The organism is Hymenobacter cavernae (assembly GCF_014641455.1).
Lineage (GTDB): Bacteria > Bacteroidota > Bacteroidia > Cytophagales > Hymenobacteraceae > Hymenobacter > Hymenobacter cavernae.
In genome coordinates this window covers 489179-507309 of the sequence record NZ_BMHT01000001.1, presented here as the reverse complement: position 1 = coordinate 507309, position 18131 = coordinate 489179, and the positions used below count along the sequence as shown (strand labels likewise).

13 protein-coding genes and 1 pseudogene are annotated in these 18131 nt (G+C 56.7%); 3 read left to right on the top strand and 11 right to left on the bottom strand.

Annotation, left to right across the window (positions count from 1 at the left end; genetic code table 11):
* Positions 1-2: 2 nt before the first annotated feature.
* A complete protein-coding gene (gene aroC, locus IEX74_RS02060) occupies positions 3-1082 on the top strand; it encodes a chorismate synthase (protein WP_188810445.1) in 1080 nt (359 codons plus the stop codon).
* Between the two features lie 153 nt (positions 1083-1235).
* Here the strand turns inward: aroC and IEX74_RS23470 are convergent.
* Together IEX74_RS23470 and IEX74_RS02050 are read right to left on the bottom strand one after the other, a co-directional pair.
* Positions 1236-1571, bottom strand: a pseudogene (locus IEX74_RS23470) (HTTM domain-containing protein); the annotation flags it as partial.
* 12 nt (positions 1572-1583) lie between these two features.
* Positions 1584-2585 carry an HTTM domain-containing protein gene (locus IEX74_RS02050; protein WP_188810442.1) on the bottom strand — a complete coding sequence of 334 codons (1002 nt, stop codon included), beginning with the start codon at positions 2583-2585 and terminating at the stop codon, positions 1584-1586.
* 459 nt (positions 2586-3044) lie between these two features.
* Between IEX74_RS02050 and IEX74_RS02045 the strand changes: the two genes are divergently transcribed.
* On the top strand, positions 3045-7388 hold the full coding sequence (locus IEX74_RS02045; RefSeq protein ID WP_188810440.1) for a PA14 domain-containing protein: 4344 nt from the start codon (positions 3045-3047) through the stop codon (positions 7386-7388).
* A 419-nt stretch (positions 7389-7807) separates the two neighbouring features.
* A complete protein-coding gene (locus IEX74_RS02040) occupies positions 7808-8434 on the top strand; it encodes a NifU family protein (RefSeq protein ID WP_188810438.1) in 627 nt (208 codons plus the stop codon).
* 145 nt (positions 8435-8579) lie between these two features.
* Here IEX74_RS02040 and IEX74_RS02035 read toward each other — a convergent pair whose 3' ends face one another.
* The 9 genes from IEX74_RS02035 to IEX74_RS01995 form a co-directional block, all read right to left on the bottom strand.
* Positions 8580-9485, bottom strand: coding sequence for a DUF5777 family beta-barrel protein (locus IEX74_RS02035; RefSeq protein ID WP_229755081.1), 906 nt, complete (start codon positions 9483-9485; stop codon positions 8580-8582).
* Positions 9486-9497: 12 nt separating this feature from the next.
* Positions 9498-10061, bottom strand: a complete 564-nt coding sequence (locus tag IEX74_RS02030) for a YceI family protein (RefSeq protein ID WP_188810436.1) — start codon at positions 10059-10061, stop codon at positions 9498-9500.
* Positions 10062-10078: 17 nt separating this feature from the next.
* On the bottom strand, positions 10079-10459 hold the full coding sequence (locus IEX74_RS02025) for a hypothetical protein (protein ID WP_188810434.1): 381 nt from the start codon (positions 10457-10459) through the stop codon (positions 10079-10081).
* Positions 10460-10503: 44 nt separating this feature from the next.
* Entirely contained in the window at positions 10504-11364 is an 861-nt protein-coding gene (locus IEX74_RS02020; protein WP_188810432.1) for a hypothetical protein, read from the bottom strand.
* A 167-nt stretch (positions 11365-11531) separates the two neighbouring features.
* The gene (locus IEX74_RS02015) at positions 11532-12983 is read right to left on the bottom strand and encodes a hypothetical protein (protein ID WP_188810430.1); all 1452 of its coding nucleotides are present in this window, start codon (positions 12981-12983) and stop codon (positions 11532-11534) included.
* A complete protein-coding gene (locus IEX74_RS02010) occupies positions 12958-13557 on the bottom strand; it encodes an RNA polymerase sigma factor (protein ID WP_188810428.1) in 600 nt (199 codons plus the stop codon). Before IEX74_RS02010 ends, IEX74_RS02015 begins: the two co-directional genes overlap by 26 nt.
* Positions 13558-13793: 236 nt before the next feature.
* Positions 13794-16790, bottom strand: coding sequence for a protein translocase subunit SecDF (gene secDF / locus IEX74_RS02005; protein WP_188810427.1), 2997 nt, complete (start codon positions 16788-16790; stop codon positions 13794-13796).
* Between the two features lie 174 nt (positions 16791-16964).
* Positions 16965-17306: a hypothetical protein gene (locus IEX74_RS02000; protein ID WP_188810424.1), complete on the bottom strand. Its 342-nt coding sequence runs from the start codon at positions 17304-17306 to the stop codon at positions 16965-16967.
* 185 nt (positions 17307-17491) lie between these two features.
* Positions 17492-18130 carry a uridine kinase family protein gene (locus IEX74_RS01995; RefSeq protein WP_188810422.1) on the bottom strand — a complete coding sequence of 213 codons (639 nt, stop codon included), beginning with the start codon at positions 18128-18130 and terminating at the stop codon, positions 17492-17494.
* Between the last annotated feature and the right edge of the window lies 1 nt (position 18131).

Here is an 18131-nt window from a genome sequence, read left to right as displayed (position 1 = left end):
GAATGTCTAGTTCTTTCGGTACACTGTTGCGCATCACCACCTTTGGCGAGTCTCACGGGGTAGGTATTGGGGTTATTGTGGATGGTTGCCCGGCCGGTTTGCCGCTGACGGTCAGCGAGATTCAGGCGGCGCTCGACCGGCGGCGGCCCGGCCAGTCGGATCTGACGACGCCCCGCAAGGAAGCCGATCAGGTGGAGGTGCTATCGGGGGTGTTCCGCGACGAAACTACGGGCACGCCGATCAGCCTGCTCATTCGCAATCAGGACCAGGCCAGCCACGATTACTCCCACATCGAGCACGCGTACCGGCCTTCGCACGCCGATTACACCTACGACGTGAAGTACGGTCGCCGCGACTACCGCGGTGGCGGGCGCAGCTCGGCCCGGGAAACAGCGGCGCGCGTGGCGGCAGGCGTCGTGGCGGGCAAGCTGCTGGCCCACTACGGCATCCGGACGCAGAGCTACGTTTCGCAGGTGGGCGCCATTGCCGTGCCGGTGGGCTACGAGCAGCTCGACCTAGGTTTGATCGACAGCAACCCCGTGCGCTGCCCGCACCCTGAAACTGCCGAGCGCATGGCTGAGCTCATTCGCCAGACCCGCGACCGGCACGATACCGTAGGCGGCCTCGTGACAGGTGTGGTGCAGGGCGTGCCGGCGGGCCTGGGCGAGCCGGTGTTCGACAAGCTCCACGCCGAGCTAGGGAAAGCCATGCTGAGCATCAATGCCGTGAAAGGCTTCGAGTACGGCTCAGGTTTTGCGGGCACGCTGCTGTTTGGCTCCGAGCACAACGACACGTTTTATACCGACGAAAACGGCGCCGTACGCACGCGCACCAACCATTCGGGCGGTATTCAGGGCGGCATCAGCAACGGCCAGGATATTTACTTCCGGGTGGCGTTCAAACCGGTAGCAACCATTCTACAGCCGCAAGCCACCATCAACGACCAAGGCGAGGAAATCAGCCTCGCGGGCCGCGGCCGCCACGACCCCTGCGTGCTGCCCCGCGCCGTGCCCATCGTGGATGCCATGACCAACCTGGTGGTAGCTGACATGCTGCTGCGGGCCCGTGCTAACAAAGTATAGCGTTTCGTCAGAACGTCATTCCGAGCCCAGCGAGGAATCTCGCGTGCTGTCATTGTAATGGCGAATCCTGATGATTGAAGTTGCCATGGCACGCGAGATGTCTCCTGCTGGTCGACATGACGTTCAAGCTCAGCACGCGAGATTCCTCTTTTGCTACTCCGCCGCTATCCAGCTATAATGGCCTAGGATCCGGGGCTGCGCGGCTAGGTTTACGTCTGGGCGAACTAAAGGCTTCGGCGGCCGATGATTCAACTGCACCCACGAATCGGCGTACACGGCCACGGGCGTGATGCCGCGCCGGGCGTATTCAGCGGCCAGAAAATGGGCAAACTGGAGAATGGCATCTGGTTGGGCGAGAAGCTTGCGGCATTGGCGCGGCGTGAGATAAGTGCTTGGGTGCACGATGCCTACGCGCCCATCCGGGCAGCGCACCCGGTAGCTCAAGCCTCCCGATTTGGTGCGCAACATCATGTGCCACGCGAAATGATGCCCTTCCTCCGTTCAATGCACGCTGCCAGGGTAAAGAAAGTGGCGCAGCGGCACCAGCAATTGAATTAACGCATAAGCGGCCAGTCCCGCGGCCAGCGCCCCGGTGCGCGCCAAGTTGCGAAGACCTAGGTTTAGTTGAGGGTTTTCTGCCGCGGGTACGTGCCGCGCAAACCATTGTCGTACGCGCCCAATGGCAACGTGCCGGGGCCAGGATGGCGGAAAGAAAACAGCGGCCGTCATCATCAGCGAAAACCACGGAAACGTACCTAGGCCAAAGATGATGACGTTGGAAAGGTGAAAAACCAAGGCTGCTCCGAATGCCCACGGCCGCGTGCGACGCCACAGCAGCGCCGGCACCACCAGCAAGTCGAAAGCCAGGCCGGCGTAGCTCATCAGAGGCGGGAGCCAAGGCTGTGCCAACAGCGGCCCCACGACGGGGCGGGTGCTTTTGGCTTGTAGCCACAGCACGAGCGGCGAATTCGTGAGCCAGTCGGTATTTAGCTTGGCCAGGCCGGCGTAAGCATACACCACGCCGAGCTGAAAGAGCAGAACCAGTCGCGTCCAGGCGGGCACGGTAGCCGCGTAGCCAACCCGGCCGGCTCGTACATCAGCGGAGGCCGCCCGATGCGCGGGCATAAAAAACAGCCACCCTGCCACCAGGCAATAAAGGTAGAAGTGGTTGATGTAGCGCGTTTGCTCGACCAGAAACAGCCACGTATACCCGAGCCACAACGCCGCGGCGCTCAGTCGGTAGCGCCAGCCCGCTGCTACACCTAGCCCCCCGAGTATCGCCAGGATATGCAGCGCGTACATGCCCGCGGGTGGTGGCACGGGTAGCCATTGCGTGAACAAATAGGAAAAGTGAAACTGCGGTTCCGTGTATTCGCGGCTGTAACCTAGGGCAAGGCTGCCCGCCTCTTCCAGCGCCAGCAGCCACCCGGCCCCAATCCGAAAGAAGACGAGCCAGGCAATATCAATCGGGCGAAACAGCGAAGTGGTGAGGCGGCGTAGCACGGAAGCAAAATACTTGTAGTGCTTTTAGCGCAAAATACAGGACCTAGGTTAGCGCCGGGCTTGGACGTTTTGCTCCTGCTTTTACGCAGTGCCAAATGCTGAATAAGGTGCAACAGCTACAGGATACTTCTTCGTGCCCACGGCGCTTTAAAGTACTTGGACATCAATTGGATACGATTAATCTTAAACTCGACATAAGATTAGTTATATTTTTTATGTATACCTTTATATTGAAGCAATTTGTGTGCAATGTGAATCCGACGCCATGTATCGTCTTTCTAGTCCCTGATGCTGTCGTGATTTTTTAGCTGCTTTTTATTCCCACACATTCTTGGACTCCTCTACATCCCGCTTAATGCAGGTCGGGTGGCGGGATGCACTTGCTTTTAGAAACGAGTAGAAGCTCATCTGAAAATTGATTTCGAATAGCACACCATTCCTCAACTCTCTCCTTAGTTCATGAAGCACAAACTTTTACTTATTCTGATTTTTCTGGCGTTAACGGGTGGGCAGCTGCTGCTGGCTCAAGCGCCGCCTAGTGGCTTTTCCTCCGTGACCATCTCAGAAGGCTGGAATGAAGCAGTTGGCCTTGCGTTCAATCAAAGCGGCAGCCACATGTTTGTTTGGGAAAGGCCCGGCAAAGTTTGGGTCGCAGGCAACGGACAGCGCCAACTGCTGCTCGACATCAGCGAGGAAGTAGGAGCTTGGCGGGATTTTGGGCTGCTCGGTTTTGCCTTGCACCCACAGTTCGAGACGAATGGCTATTTCTACGTGCTGTACACGGTCGACCGGCATCATCTGCTGAACTATGGCACCAGCAGCTATAATCCGCAGTACGACGAGTACTACAACGCGACCATCAACCGCGTAACGCGCTATACGGCAATAAGAAACGAAAGTAGCTACACGGTTAACCCAGCCAGCCGCAAAGTCTTGCTCGGTGCCACAAAGGAAACGGGTATTCCAGTGTTGCACATGAGCCACGGACCCGGTAGCCTGGTATTTGGTACCGACGGAAGTCTGTTTGTTTCTTGCGGCGATGGCGCCAGTTATGAAAGCGCCGATGTGGGTAGCGCTTCCGAATCGTACTTTACTCAGGCACTGGCCGATGGCATTATTCCGCCCGAGCAGAACGTAGGAGCGCTGCGTGCGCAGCAATTAGAAAGCTACAACGGGAAAGTTCTGCGCATCGATCCGGAAACCGGGAATGGTATTGTCAATAACCCCTTTTACCGACCTAGCTTTCCAGGTGCTGCGCAGTCTAAAGTATGGGCGTTGGGGTTGCGAAATCCCTTCCGAATAGCGCTCAAACCCGGCTCGGGAAGTGCCACCGACCCAGGTGTGCTCTACATCGGCGATGTGGGTTTTGATACGTGGGAAGAGGTTAACATCGCCGTGCGGCCAGGGATGAACTTTGGCTGGCCGCTGTTTGAGGGCCTGACCAAGCAGGAGCTTTACTGGCCGAAGAAAACAGGCAACCCGTATACGCCGACCGGAATAGCAGGCTGCGCTCAGTCGTACTTCTACTTTCAGGACTTGATTCAGCAGGAAACTCCTACGGGCTCGGCGACCTTCTCCAATCCGTGTGCAACGAATCAGGCTGTTCCGGCGGGCATCACCACCTTTGTGCACAGCCGCCCCAGCATCGATTGGCGGCACCTGCCTATGGGCCCTGCCCGAACCGGTACGTTCACCGGAGGGATAGCCAGTGAAATTAATATAGGCGCGCCAGGCTCGCCGGTTGCCGGAGCGCAGTTTGGCGGCAGCTCCGGAATGGTAGGAGGCTTTTACACTCATTCCAGCTTCCCGGCCGAGTACCGGAACACCTGCTTTTTTGGGGATTATGCCAGTGGCTGGATTCGCAGTCTGAGCACTGATGCCAGCAATAAGCCCGTAGCAGTGCGCAATTTCATCAATGATGGTGCGGTGGTAGTAGCTATGGCAACCCACCCAACCGACGGCGGACTTTACTACGTTAATTTCTGGCCGTCCGAGATCAGGAAGGTGGTGTACAATGCCCCCGTGAACACTGCGCCGGTGGCAATAGCCACCGCCGATAAAACCTATGGTAATGGTCCGCTGACGGTGCAGTTTACCGGTAATAGTTCGCGCGACCCGGATGGGGAGACGCTAATGTACCTGTGGAATTTTGGGGATGGTACTACCAGTTCATTAGCCAACCCGGCGCACACGTTTCCAGGCGGTTCTCCCACCAACTATACCGTTACGCTGATGGTGAAGGACAATGCCAGTAGCGCACAGACTTCGTTGGTTATTTCGGCTAACAACACGCCTCCGCGCGTTACAATTACCAGTCTAAGCGACGGTGCGAAATATCCGTTGACAAGCACAACTAATTATCCGTTGCGGGCTGCTGTAGCCGATCAAGAGCAAAGCAGTGGTCAGCTTTCCTACCAGTGGCAAACCAGCCTGCACCACGACGACCATGTGCATCCGGACCCGGTCATTACATCGCCGGAAGCCACGACGACCATTTCCCCATTAGGCTGTGGCACCGAAGTATACTACTACCAGGTTCGGCTCACCGTGACGGACGACCTAGGTCTGGCCACCACCCAGGACGTAAAGCTTTACCCCGATTGCAGTTCAACGAACCTGCGCACCCCGGAAAACCCGGTTAATACCGTAGCGGGTTTGGATTACAAGTACTACGAAGGCTTCTGGGAGGCTGTACCTGGCTTCGGTACGCTCACACCGCTGAAGACCGGCACCACCACGACTTTCGAGCTGACACCGCAGCAGCGGGACTACGGATTTTCTTTCCAGTTCACGGGCTACATCACGGTGCCTGCTGATGGGCAGTACACCTTCTCCACCAACTCCGACGACGGCTCCCTGCTCTACATTGGCTCGACGTTGGTGGTGAATAACGACGGCTCGCACGACAGCCAGGAACGCAACGGCACCATCGGCCTGAAAGCCGGCACGCACGCCTTCATGGTCGCATACCTGCAAGGCTACGGCAGCCAGAACCTACAAGTCAGCTACGCGGGACCTAGCTTTAGCAAGACCAGCATTCCCGCTACTGCCTTGCGGCGTGTGGCGAGTACTACGCCGCTCAGCAATCTGCGTACGCCGGAGAACCCTACTGGCACGGTAGCTGGGCTCGACTATAAGTACTATGAGGGTTCGTGGAACACCTTACCCAATTTCGCGGCACTCACACCTACGAAAAGTGGGACGGTAGCAACCCCAAGTCTGACCGTAGCGGAGCGGGAAAATGCCTACGCCCTACAGTACACGGGCTATATAACAGTGCCCGCTGACGGGCAATACACTTTCTATACGAACTCCGACGATGGCTCGCGCCTGTACATTGGCTCAACCTTAGTAGTTGATAATGACGGACTGCACGGCGACCAAGAGCTGAATGGCACTGTTGGCCTACAAGCCGGTACACACGCCTTTACGGTTACCTTCTTCGAAAATGACGGTGGACAAACCTTGCAGGTGAGCTACGCCGGACCAGGCGTCGGTAAGCAGATTGTGCCGGCTTCGGCTTATAAGCGTGCCGCAGGTGCTACACCGCCCAGCAATCTGCGTACGCCGGAAAACCCTACTGGCACGGTAGCCGGCCTCGACTATAAGTATTACGAAGGGTACTGGAATGCTTTGCCTAATTTCAGTGCGCTTACACCCGCGAAATCGGGCACGATTGCAATACCTGGCTTGGTAGCGGCGGAGCGGGAAAATGCCTACGCCTTGCAGTACACGGGCTACATTACGGTGCCCGCTGACGGGCAATACACCTTCTACACCAACTCCGATGATGGCTCGCGCCTGTACATCGGCTCCACGCTAGTAGTCGATAATGATGGACTGCACGGCAGCCGAGAATTAAACGGTACCATTGGCCTACAAGCTGGCACACATGCCTTTACGGTTGCCTTCTTCGAAAATGATGGCGGACAGATTTTGGAGGTGAGCTACGCCGGACCAAGCGTCGGTAAGCAGATTGTGCCGGCTTCGGCTTATAAGCGTGCCGCAGGTGCTACACCGCCCAGCAATCTGCGTACGCCTGAGAATCCGGCTAATACCGTAGCCGGCCTCGATTATAAGTACTATGAAGGTTTCTGGGATGTGCTGCCCAGCTTCACTAGTCTGGCTCCACTGAAAAGTAATTCTACTGCGCTCATGGACCTAGGTGCGCGCCAGCGGGATTATGGTTACGCTTTTCAATATACCGGCTACGTGAGCGTGCCGACAGATGGACAGTACACGTTCTTTACCAGCTCCGATGATGGCTCACAGCTCTACATCGGCTCGACGCTGGTGGTCGACAACAATGGCTCGCACGACACCCGAGAAGCCAGCGGCGCCATTGGTCTACAAGCGGGCACGCACGCCTTCACCGTTACGTATTTCCAGAATGGAGGTGGGCAAAATCTTGCTGTTCATTATCAGGGACCTAGCTTGGTCAAACAGGCTATTCCTGCTTCAGCGTTGCGCCGTGTAGTAAACGGAGCAGCCAGGGCCTCTGCTGCTGTTGCGCTGCCAGCTTCGATTTCCGAACGGAAAACGCACTCGATGTTAGAAGTTTATCCGAATCCGCTGACGGAACGCGGGACGATTCACTTCCGCGCGCAGAAGGATGGTCCGGCGCAGGTGTACTTGTACAATGAGTTAGGCGCGCTTATCTCAACTATCTACCAGGAAAACGTAGTGAGTGGGCAGGAATATTATTTGCCGCTCTCCACCGAACATCTTTCCACTGGCGTGTACCTCTGCCGCCTGATCAGCAATGGCAGAGCCGAAAACATGCGCATCACCATTGTCCGGTAAGTGCGTCGAGTAATGTGCCGGCACTAAAACGGTGGCTGAGCCGGGCTTAGTCATCGTTCTAGTGTTGTATGCGTAAGAATCCGAGTATTTGCTTTCAGTACGGATCTTATTGTCATCACTGAAATACACTCCTCTAAAAACGGCAAACCCCTCCTTAGCAACTGCCAAAGAGGGGAGAAATAGGTGTGTAGAGCGTTGCTACAATGTTACATAAAATCTCTGAAAAGCACTAAATAAAACATATAAAATTTTTAATATATGGCAAGCACAAGGCGCTGTAAAACCTAGGTCCTACACCAAAAAATCGTGGAGTTGCGTAGCTTTGCAACTTCTTGTCCGCTGCGATGTTTAGGTACTAACGCGGCGCTCCAGTAACGTTGATTCTCGCGTTTAACTTTGTCTTTTTACGTCTGCTGACTATGGCCGAACATACCATTTCTCCCGCCGCACCGGTGTCTATCTACGCCGAGGCTAGCCCGAACCCCGAATCCATGAAATTCGTGCTCAACACCACGCTGCTCAGCGACGGTGTGAGCGTAGATTATCCGAACGTGGAGGCTGCCGCCAACTCGCCTCTGGCTCAGGAGCTGTTCAACTTCGACTACGTGGGCCGCGTGTTTATCGCCGCCAACTTCGTCACCATCACCAAAACCACCGACTTGCAGTGGACGCACCTCATCCCGGAGCTGCGCACCTTCCTGAAGTCGTACGTGGAAGCCGGTGGGCCGATCTTTACCGTTGACCCAGCCGCCGAGCAGAAAGCCGCGCAGGAAGCTGCTGCCGGCAATAGCTCGGAGCAGGACCAGCAAACCAGCCAGAAAATCATCGACCTGCTCGATAACTACGTGCGCCCCGCCGTGGAGCAGGACGGTGGCAACATCACCTTCCGCAGCTACCAGGACGGCATCGTGACGGTGAACCTGCAAGGCTCGTGCTCGGGCTGCCCCTCGGCTACCGTGACCTTGAAATCGGGCATTGAAAACCTGCTCAAGCGCATGGTGCCGGAAGTGAAAGAAGTTATTGCCGAAGGCGTAACCGCTTATTAGCAGTTTGCCATTTCGAGTGAAGCCAGGGATGACATAAAACCTAGGTTTTCTCAAATCCAAAAAGGCCTGACTGAAACAGTCAGGCTTTTTTAATGGACAAACGGAGAAGACACATGTCCTGAAGCAAGCAAAAGCTAGGTACTACTCATTCCTTGCTCCTGAGGGTGAAGACGCGTGAGATGTTGAAGCCGAAGTAGATGTCGCCTTTGGTCCAGCGGCCAGTAGTTTGGGGGATGAAGAACTTCTCGATCATGCCCTGGCTGTTGGTGAAGTGCAGCTGAAAGACGTGGCCGCCTGTCTCGATGTCGAAGCCCAGAGCCAACGAGTTGCGGAACTCGTCGGCGGTGTTGCCAGGCAGCAGGTAGTAGTATTCGGCGGTGAGCGCCACGCGCTTGGTCAGCTTCTGGCGACCGGCAATACCGAGGGCATACACATCATTTTGCTGGGCCCGCGTATTCACGAAGTTACGGTGCACAAGCGTGGGCATGAGCTGCAACGACAGCGCCGGGCTGAACTTGCGGGCAATCAGGGCCTGGTAGGTGTAGGTCAGGCGCGAATGGTCCGGCCGGTCTTCACCCGTGAACTTCAAGCTGGTAAGCGCCGAGCTGGCAAATAGCGTAACGGAAACCGGTACGGCCCGCGGGCCGGTACTTTGGCGCAGAGCCCGGTATTTCAGGAAACCATCATAGGTTTTTTCCAGCGAGCTGCGGCCCACACCAACGGTCAGTCGGTCGTTGAGGCCGTATTCCAGACCTAGCCGGATGGTGGCCTGGTCGAGCCCGAAGAAGTTGTAGGCACCACTGTTGAGCGTACCGAAGCGGTGCGAAATCAGGAACACCATCGTGCCTGCGCCCGGCGTTTCCACCGATTGACCGTTGATCACGCGGGTGCCTTTGAAGGTGGCCTGCACGTATTCGGCGCGGGCGCTGTCGGTAGCCTGTTGTTCCAGGGTTTTCAGCAGGTCATCTTGGGCTCTGGCTTCCGTCTGTGCGAGGAGCAGGGCCATGGTCAGGAGTCCACTTCCTGCCAAACTGGTAAAGCGTCGTGTCATGGGCGTAAAAAGCTAGGGTTGAGCAACGGTAATGACCGGCTTGCATAGCAGCGACACGCTCACTTCCACTGTTTTGGCGATATTCTCACGCACCAGCGCCGGAATCTCAATGTTGTAGTCGGCGGGCGCTACCACAAACTTCGACTTCGCTATGAGCTGGTTATCTTTCAATTCTAAAGTGCCCGGCACCCGGATGTGGCGCTTCACTCCGTGGATGGTCAGGTCGCCTTCCACCTGCACCGGCTGCGGACCTGCCTTACGCACTACATCAGGTTGAAAGCTCACGACTTTGCCGGCAAACGTAGCCCGCGGAAACTTGTCGGATTCCACGTAGTTTTCGTTGAAGTGCTCCTGCATCAGGCTGCGCTTGAACTGAAAACTTTTCATCGGCACCGTGAAAGCCATCTGCCCGCTGGTCATGTCGAATACGGCACCTACCTGATTGCTATTGGCGGCAATGTCTTCCAGCGGTGTACTTGAAAAGAACGTAACTACGCCCGACGGGGTCGTGTATTTGCTCTGTGCGCTGGCTAGATTCCAGCTCAGCAACGACAAGGCGACGAGAAAATACTTCATGATCAGAGGAGACTAGATTAGTTGTTGGGAGCTCCGGCGTCAATCCACTTTTGAATGCGGGCGATTTCACAATCGCCTAGCTTTGCACCATTTAAGGGCATAGGCTTGTAGCCCGTGGCGTGCGTGATGGCGCCCATCAGGCGGCCACTGTCGGCGTGGCGCTTCACCTGGGTGTAATCGACCAGGTTCACGTTGGCGGCTGGCGCGCTGGCGTTATGGCAGCCGCGGCAGTTTGCCAGGATGGGGGAAATAGTCGCCGTGTAGGTCACGCTGCTCACGTCGCAGGTGGGCGTGGGTTCCGGGTCGGGGTCCGGGGCATGGTCTTCTGCGTTGTCGTAGGTGCAGTTGCTGAGCCAGCCCAGGCTCAGCAACAACACAAGAGAAAATCGGAGGCGCATAGAATTAAAGAGATTGGTGAATAGAAAAGCTAGGTTGCAAGCCGTTAAGGATTAGCCACATACCACGGATCTTGGCCGGTTTTCACGCCCTGTCCTTCCACCTTGCCGCGCGTCGTGCCGTCGGGCGTGTAGTAGTAGATGGGTAAGCCTTTGTAGGTGGTATGCTGGCGGCTCGTGCCACTGGGGCCATCGATGCGGGTAATAGCGCCGAAGTCGGAGGACTTGAGCGAGGAAGGTAGCACGAGCTTGTCGGTGTAGAACACCGGCCAAGCCGCGATACAGCCACCCGTACAGTTGGTGGGCAACGTGTTGGGCAAGCGAGTATCGCGGTCGAAGATGTAAAGCGTACGCGCCTGTGGGTCAACCAGAAAGTTCTGCGTAGTCGTTTGATTCGTGCTCTTGTCCAGCACCGAAGCCGTGGCAACCATCACGGTATAGTCGGGCTTCACTACAAACCACGTTTTGTTGGCAACCTGGTCACCCAGGGTTTCGCCGGGCTTTTCGCGCACGTTCTGGCCGGCGCTGTTGGCGGGCGCGTAGTAGTAGAGCGGCCAGCTGCGGTAAGTGGTTTGCAGGCTGCCATCGGTGCGGGTGATGGTGGCAAAATCCGCAGCATTCAGGCCATCACCCAGCGTCAGATCGGCCGAGTAAAAGACGGGCCACACGGCGGCGCAGCCGCCGGTGCAGGCGCTGGTGCCGGCCACATCGCGGGTAAAATAATAAAGCGTATTGCCTTGGCCGTCGGTGAGGATATTGCCGAAGGCGGCAGTGTTGGTCAGCTTAACGGAAAACAGTTCTTCGGGCTCCTGCGGATTGTCATCATCGCAGGCAACAGTGAGCAATAGCAGGGCGCTGAGCACAAAAGCTAGGTGCCGGGTAATAACGGCATAGAAAGGTTTGAGCATGGTTCGTGGAGGGGTAAGATGCTGGTAGTGAAATAGATCAGGCATTCGGAAGCCGTGCAGGGTAGCACACGCCGGGTCCGGCGGGCGCAAAAGGCGTCCGAAGAAAGGCAGCCTCGTCGCGAGCGAGACCAGCAACAGCAGGAGGGGAGAAGCCTAGGTGTGGCAGGCTAGGGCGCTACGGCCCGGTGGGTCGGCAGAAAGCCGTATTTGAGCGAGAATAGAAGGCCCGCGCTGCTCAGGCGCACTTTGCCAGCTCCGATGTTGCCCAAAGGCAGCTTCAAGAACGGCTCAGCCTGCAACGACCAACGGTTGCTCAGCTGGCGTTCGGCGCCGGCGGCTAGGTTTACCATGCCGAATGCGTAGTTGGAACCGTTTTCCACGCACGCGGCAGCGGTGTTGGTCTGCCCGTTGAGTTGGTAATCGTAATTGTAACGCTCATTGCGCATGAGCAGCGAGTTCATACCAGCACTGACAAAGAAGGTGTAAGTCGGGCGATTGATAAAGTCGTAACGCAGATCAATGGGTAATTCCGTAACACGGCAGTTGCCGTTTACTTCATAATTGCCTGGGTACCAGCCCCAATTAGGCTGCGGGGTGTAGTCGCTGCTGGCGGCGCCGTAGCGCTTCACGCTCCGGATCAGGCTGGCGCGCACCCGTAGCCGGTTCGTCAGCCGGTATTCCAGACTCAGACCTAGGTCGCCGCCAATGCGGGCCGTGTGAAAGTCACGAACGGCGCTAAGAGAAGGTGCGCCTATGGCGCTGATCAGCAACCGGTAAGCGGGTTGAGCATGCTCCTTCTTTCTAGTAGAGTCGGTGGCTGCTTCGGGCGTATTTGCTTTTTGCGTGGTCGTATCCTGCGCCAGCGTAGTAGGCTGAGCAGTAGGTACATCAGACGGAGTTACTGCTTTTGGTGTTGTGGGCTCCGCAACGGCTGCCGCGGTTTCCATCGTTGGCACCTCAGCCACCGAGCTAGGTTCTTCTCCGGCACCCAGGCTGGCTTTCTCTTTTTTCGCAGTTGGGGCTAGGTAGGCTTCATGTTTGGAAGTCCGGGGCGTTTTGGCTACTGCTGCGCGGTGTAGTTTGGGCGCGAGTAGCAAAGCGGATGTAGAATGGCTTGCCGGAAATGCAGGTTGATTCGTGGTTGAGCGCAGAGTTGAAGCTGCTGAAGAAGTCGTTGAAGTAGCTGTAGTCGGCTCAGTTGAGGATTGTTGAGGTTTAGAAAGCCTTGCCGTTGCGCTTGCAGTAGCAGCGGCTGAAGATGACTTGGCAGCAGACCTAGGTGCCGTGCCGACTGTTACGGTCGAATGCTTTTCTACTGACCCTGACTGCAGTTTTTCAGAGGTAACAACTATTGCCTGCTTCCGCTCATGCCCCGCTGCTTCAGCATCTGACCGATGACGCCAGCTAATCTGCCACACAATTAAAGCTAGGCCGACCAGCACAAGCTCAATGGCAAACAGCTTGGCTATTTTCCGGCGCAGCAACCGGTGTAGCGTGTCCTCGTTCAGCTTGTCTTCCATGCGCGCCCAGGCTCCCAGATGGACCTCATCCGGATATGTCTCGGCGCCGCGCCGAAACAGCGCATCTAGCTCCTCATCCGACATTTCCGGCGTACGCATGGTGTTTAGTTTTTTTTAACAGGTCTTTCAGGTAAACCCTGGCTTTGAATAAGTTGGATTTAGAAGTTCCCACCGAAATCCGGAGCTGCTCGGCAATTTCTTCGTGCGTGAAGCCATCCAGCGCGTAGAGGTTGAACACGGCCCGGTAGGCGGGCGGCAGCAGGTAAATCAGCCGCAGCAGCTCCTCAAATGACAGCTCGTCCAGCGGCGACGTGCCCGCATCGGGGTACGACACGGCCACGTCGTCGAGGCTTTGCTGAAACGCGTGTTTCTCCGCCGCCCGGAAGTGGTCGATGGCTGTGTGCACCATGATGCGCTTCAGCCACCCGCGAAACGAGCCTTCCACGTCCTGGTGCTGCGTGTCGTCGAAGCGGTTCAGGTCCCGGAAAATTTTCAGAAAGCCGTCGTTTACGGTTTCCATCACCTGCTCCCGGTCGCGTACGTAGCGCAGGCAAATACTCAACGCGTAGCCATAGTACAGCGCATATAGCTGCCGCTGACTTTCCCGTTGCGCACGACGGCACCCCGCTAGCAGGGCAAGGCATCTTTCGCGAGTGTGGTCGAGTTGAGACACGGGCTTCGGAGGTTACATCTGACAACTCGGAAGGCTTTGAAAAAGGGTTGCCTGTAGCGAAGAAAAAAGTAGCTAATTTTTCGGAAGAATGTAAGAACGCGCCACGGCGCGTTCGTCGCCTGCATACTTACTGGCTGCTACCTAGCCTACCTAGGTGGCGCGTTCCTACCGCAAACGGCACAAAAAAGCCCGCCTGGCTACTAGGCGGGCTTTTTTGGAATTGAAAAACCTAGGTCTTACTTCACTGCCGTCGACAGCTTGGGCGCTTCGGCGTCGGTGATAGTAGTGCTAGCTGTCGTGCCCCGCTCACGCGCTTCCTTGCGACCGTAGGTGTCGAGGATGATCGGCGTAGCGATGAACAGCGACGAATACGTGCCGAAGATGATACCGATGAGCATCGAGAACGAGAACGAACGCAACGTTTCACCACCGAAGATGTAGAGTACGAGCACGACCAGGAACACGGTCGTGAACGTAATCATGGTGCGGGAGAACGTGCTGTTCAGCGCCGGGTTCACCACCTGCGCAAACGTCAGGTTGGGGTTTTCGCGCAGATACTCACGAATACGGTCGTAGATAACCACCGTGTCGTTCATCGACAGACCGATAACCGTCAGCACAGCGGCCACGAATACCTGGTCCATTTCGTAGTTCAAACCAAACAGACGGGCAATCGGGAAGGCCGCAATTACCAGCAGCGCATCGTGGAACAGCGCAATAACCGCCGCCATCGAGTACTGCCACTTTTCGAAGCGGAACAATACGTACACGAAGATGCCAAGCAGTGTGAGAGCCAGGCTCAACACGGAAGTCTTCTTGATGTCGTCGGCGATGGTAGCGCCTACTTTCGAGGTGCTGCGGATCTGCGGGTTGTCGGCGCCGTACTGCTTCAGGCCGGTTAGCAGGGCTTGCTCAACTTGCTTGTCAGCCGTTACGCTTTCATCCTCAGCCAGGTAGCCGGTTGTGATGCGCAGGCGGTTCGGCGCACCGAAGGTTTTTACCTCTGTGCCAGCACCTTTGAAGTCATCAGCCAACGACTCGCGTACGTCAGACGCAACTTCAGCTTTGTTGAAATCGACTACGTAGCTGCGGCCGCCGCGGAAGTCGACACCTAGGTTCGGGCCACCTTGCACGGCCATCAGCACGAAGCCGAGCACGATAACGGCTGCCGAGAAGACGTAAGCAATCTTGCGCTTGCCTACGATATCGAAGTTCAGGTTCTGGAACAGACCGCGCGAAAGCGGCGTGCTGAACGAGATGCTCGTGGTTTCCTTGCCCTTCGTGAGCCACTCAATGATGAGGCGCGACACGTACACGGCCGACAGGAATGAGGTCAGAACGCCAATACCTAGGGTGATGGCGAAGCTCTGCACCGGACCCGTACCGAAGAAGCCCAGGATAATGGCGATAAGCATCGTCGTCACGTTTGAGTCGAAGATGGCGGTGAAGGCGCGGGCATAACCCTTGTTGATGGCGTCTTTCACACCTAGGCCGTGGTTCAACTCTTCCCGGATACGCTCGAAGATCAACACGTTAGCATCCACCGACATGCCGATGGTGAGCACCATACCGGCAATGCCCGGCAGCGTGAGAGCCGTGCCAAACTGCGCCAGCACACCCAGAATCAGGAACATGTTGAACAACAGCGCCACGTCGGCCACCAGACCAGCTTTGCCATAATACAAAGCCATGAAGATCATGATGATAACCAGACCAGCCAACGAAGAATACAACCCCTGGTTGATGGCTTCCTGGCCCAGCGACGGACCAACTACGGCTTCTTCCACAATGCGGGTAGGAGCGGGTAGCTTACCGGCTTTCAGTACGTTAGCCAGGTCTTGCGCTTCTTCAATAGAGAAGCTACCCGAGATGCTGGAGTTGCCGCCGGCAATTTCCGACTGCACGTTAGGAGCTGAATACACGTTGTCATCAAGCACAATGGCGATTTGACGGCCAATGTTGGCGCCGGTCAGCTTCTGCCACTTATGGGCACCGCTCGGGTTCATCTGCATCGAAACCTCCGGGCGACCACCTTGGTCGTAGTCCTGGCGGGCGTCACTCACTACTTCGCCACCCATGGGGGCAGCACCTTCGCGGCTCTTGCGAATCGCATAAAGCTCCAGATATTCCTGGCCTTCCATCACCTTAGGCTTCACGTCCCACAGGAACGTCAGGTTCGGAGGCAACACGGCGCGGGCTTCCTGGCTGGCCATCAGAGCATTCACGCGGGCGGTGTCGCGCACGTTGGCACCTAGGGTGCCGGGCATCGTGAACAGGCGAGCCAAAGGGCTGCCTTGCTTGTTAGCAGCGGCGGTTGCTTTGGCAGCCGAGTCTTTCGGTGCTTTCTTCGAAAGCTGGCTAGCCAGCGAAGTTGAGTCGCCCGTTGCAGCCGTAGCGTTGGTAGTGTCGGTTGCTGTCGTAGCAGCAGTAGTGCCGGTTGTCTTTTCAGAAGCTTCTTTGGCAGTCAGCGCTTGGTCGAGCTGGGCCAGGAAGGGGCCGAACTCGTCTTGGCGCCATACTTCCCAGAACTCCAGTTTAGCCTGGCCTTGGAGCAGCTTGCGCACGCGGTCAGGGTTGTCGACACCGGGCAGCTCGATCTGGATGCGGCCGGTGCCTTTCACGCGCTGAATGTTGGGCTGATTTACCCCGAACTTGTCGACGCGGGTGCGCAGAATGTTGAAGGAGCGGTCGATAGCTTCTTCCACTTCCTTATCGATAGCACCAATTACTTTCGCGTTCGTTGAGTTGATGTCGATGCCCCGGCTCTTGTTGGTTGTGTTAGCGAAGATGCGCGCTAGCTTGCCGTCAGGCGATACGCTGCTGTAAGCCTGGGCAAACAGCGCCGTGAAAGGCGTCGAAGGGTTCGACTTCTGAAGGTCTTGCGCTTTCGTCAGAGCCGTGTTAAATGCCGGGTCTTTCGAGTTGCCCGACATAGCGCGCACGATTTCCACCGGCGAAACTTCCAGCGTTACGTGCATACCGCCTTTCAGGTCAAGACCTAGGCCTAGCTCACTCTGCCGTACGTCGCGGTAGGTATAGGAGCCGAACACGGGCGCCCGCCATACCGAATCGAGGTAGTGCTGACGCAGGCGCTCGTCGAGCTTGCCGTTGCGCGTGCCATACACCACGGCCTTTTGCTGCACCCCGCGCGAGACGAAGGTGAAGGTGAGGAAGTAAATGCACAACACCGACACAATGAGGGTGAGGGCAATAATAAGTCCTTTATTACGCATTAGTTAGTAAGGTTTTTTGATGTGCTAAGGGGGTTAAGATGCTGATGTGCCGGGATAATGATTTATTGATGGGCTAGGTTCCTTAGGGTAGCCTAATTTGGCAGCGCCATAAAGGCGGGAGCAGCTGATTCACGAAAATCAGCGCCCGCGCACATCAAAAAATCAGCAAATCAACTAGGGCGCGTGCGGCGAAAGAGCCGCCAGCAGCAGGCGGGCACGGAATAAATCCGGAACGGCGCTGGGCCGGGGGCGCGGCGCCGTATACTGATTGGCCAGCCGACGCCACAGCAGCGGCTCGGCCTCCGGGAGCCACGCATCAACGGCGGGCACCAGCCACGGACCTAGGGTAGCCGTGGCTTCAAAACTTACTTTTTGCTTGACAACGGTGGCCCGCGGCGTTTCGCCAACGCGCGTCGTTTTGCCGGCTGGTGCCCGCAGCGTGGCAACAGCCTGATGGTTCAGCGACAGCACAAACAGCAACGTGGCTGTGAGCAGCGCAAAACGCAAGCGGGGCAAAACGGGAATACTAAATAGCCGCATCAGAGAAGCAATGGCTACAAATATAACCAGTTGCGTCGGGCGGGAAAACAAATTTCTTGTGCTTCGGTTAGTCGACGCTTCTCTTTAACCTAGGTATGGTCCAAAAAGAAGGGCCGCTCAACCAGGAGCGGCCCTTCTTTTTGGCGGTTGAACCTGGCTTTCTAGCCAGCGGCTTGCCTGCCGGCCGTCACTTTGCTTTGCAGGAAGGAAACCAATACTTCCAGCCCCCGCTCAAAGTGATGATTGTTGGGGATGATGATGTCGGCGTCGTGCTTGAAGGGCTTGATGTACTTCTCGTACGTCGGGGCTACGTGGTTGGTGTAGCGGTAAAGCACATCTTCCAGGTCGTAGCCGCGCTCATCCCGGTCGCGCACGATGCGGCGCTGGAGTTTCACATGCTCCCGCGCATCGATATACACCTTGAGGTCGAGCAGCTTAGCGACTTCCTCAAAATAGAAGACGAAGATGCCTTCCACCACTACAATAGGCGCGGGGAAAAACACGAGGTCTTTCGGCTGCACGTTGGGGTTATTAAAGGTGTACTCCTTGCGGCGCACCTCTTGGCCCTGGCTGATGCGCAGCACATCGGCCGCGTAGCTGGCCGAGTCGATGGAAGAAGGCAGGTCGAAGTTAGTGACGCCATTTACGTCGACTTGCTGCGTCTCGCGGGGGTGATAGTAGTTGTCCTGCGAAATCAGACAGATTTCCTCGGGTGGAAAAGAAGCCAGCAAGCGGCGCAGAAACGTGGTCTTGCCGGAGGCGCTGCCGCCCGTGATACCGACGATGAAAGGATGTTGCATG

Coding starts and splice junctions, on each gene's coding strand:
- aroC (WP_188810445.1), top strand. CDS start 3: ATGTCTAGTTCTTTCGGTACACTGTTGCGCATCACCACCTTTGGCGAG.
- IEX74_RS02045 (WP_188810440.1), top strand. CDS start 3,045: ATGAAGCACAAACTTTTACTTATTCTGATTTTTCTGGCGTTAACGGGT.
- IEX74_RS02040 (WP_188810438.1), top strand. CDS start 7,808: ATGGCCGAACATACCATTTCTCCCGCCGCACCGGTGTCTATCTACGCC.
- IEX74_RS02035 (WP_229755081.1), bottom strand. CDS start 9,485: ATGACACGACGCTTTACCAGTTTGGCAGGAAGTGGACTCCTGACCATG.
- IEX74_RS02030 (WP_188810436.1), bottom strand. CDS start 10,061: ATGAAGTATTTTCTCGTCGCCTTGTCGTTGCTGAGCTGGAATCTAGCC.
- IEX74_RS02025 (WP_188810434.1), bottom strand. CDS start 10,459: ATGCGCCTCCGATTTTCTCTTGTGTTGTTGCTGAGCCTGGGCTGGCTC.
- IEX74_RS02020 (WP_188810432.1), bottom strand. CDS start 11,364: ATGCTCAAACCTTTCTATGCCGTTATTACCCGGCACCTAGCTTTTGTG.
- IEX74_RS02015 (WP_188810430.1), bottom strand. CDS start 12,983: ATGCGTACGCCGGAAATGTCGGATGAGGAGCTAGATGCGCTGTTTCGG.
- secDF (WP_188810427.1), bottom strand. CDS start 16,790: ATGCGTAATAAAGGACTTATTATTGCCCTCACCCTCATTGTGTCGGTG.
- IEX74_RS01995 (WP_188810422.1), bottom strand. CDS start 18,130: ATGCAACATCCTTTCATCGTCGGTATCACGGGCGGCAGCGCCTCCGGC.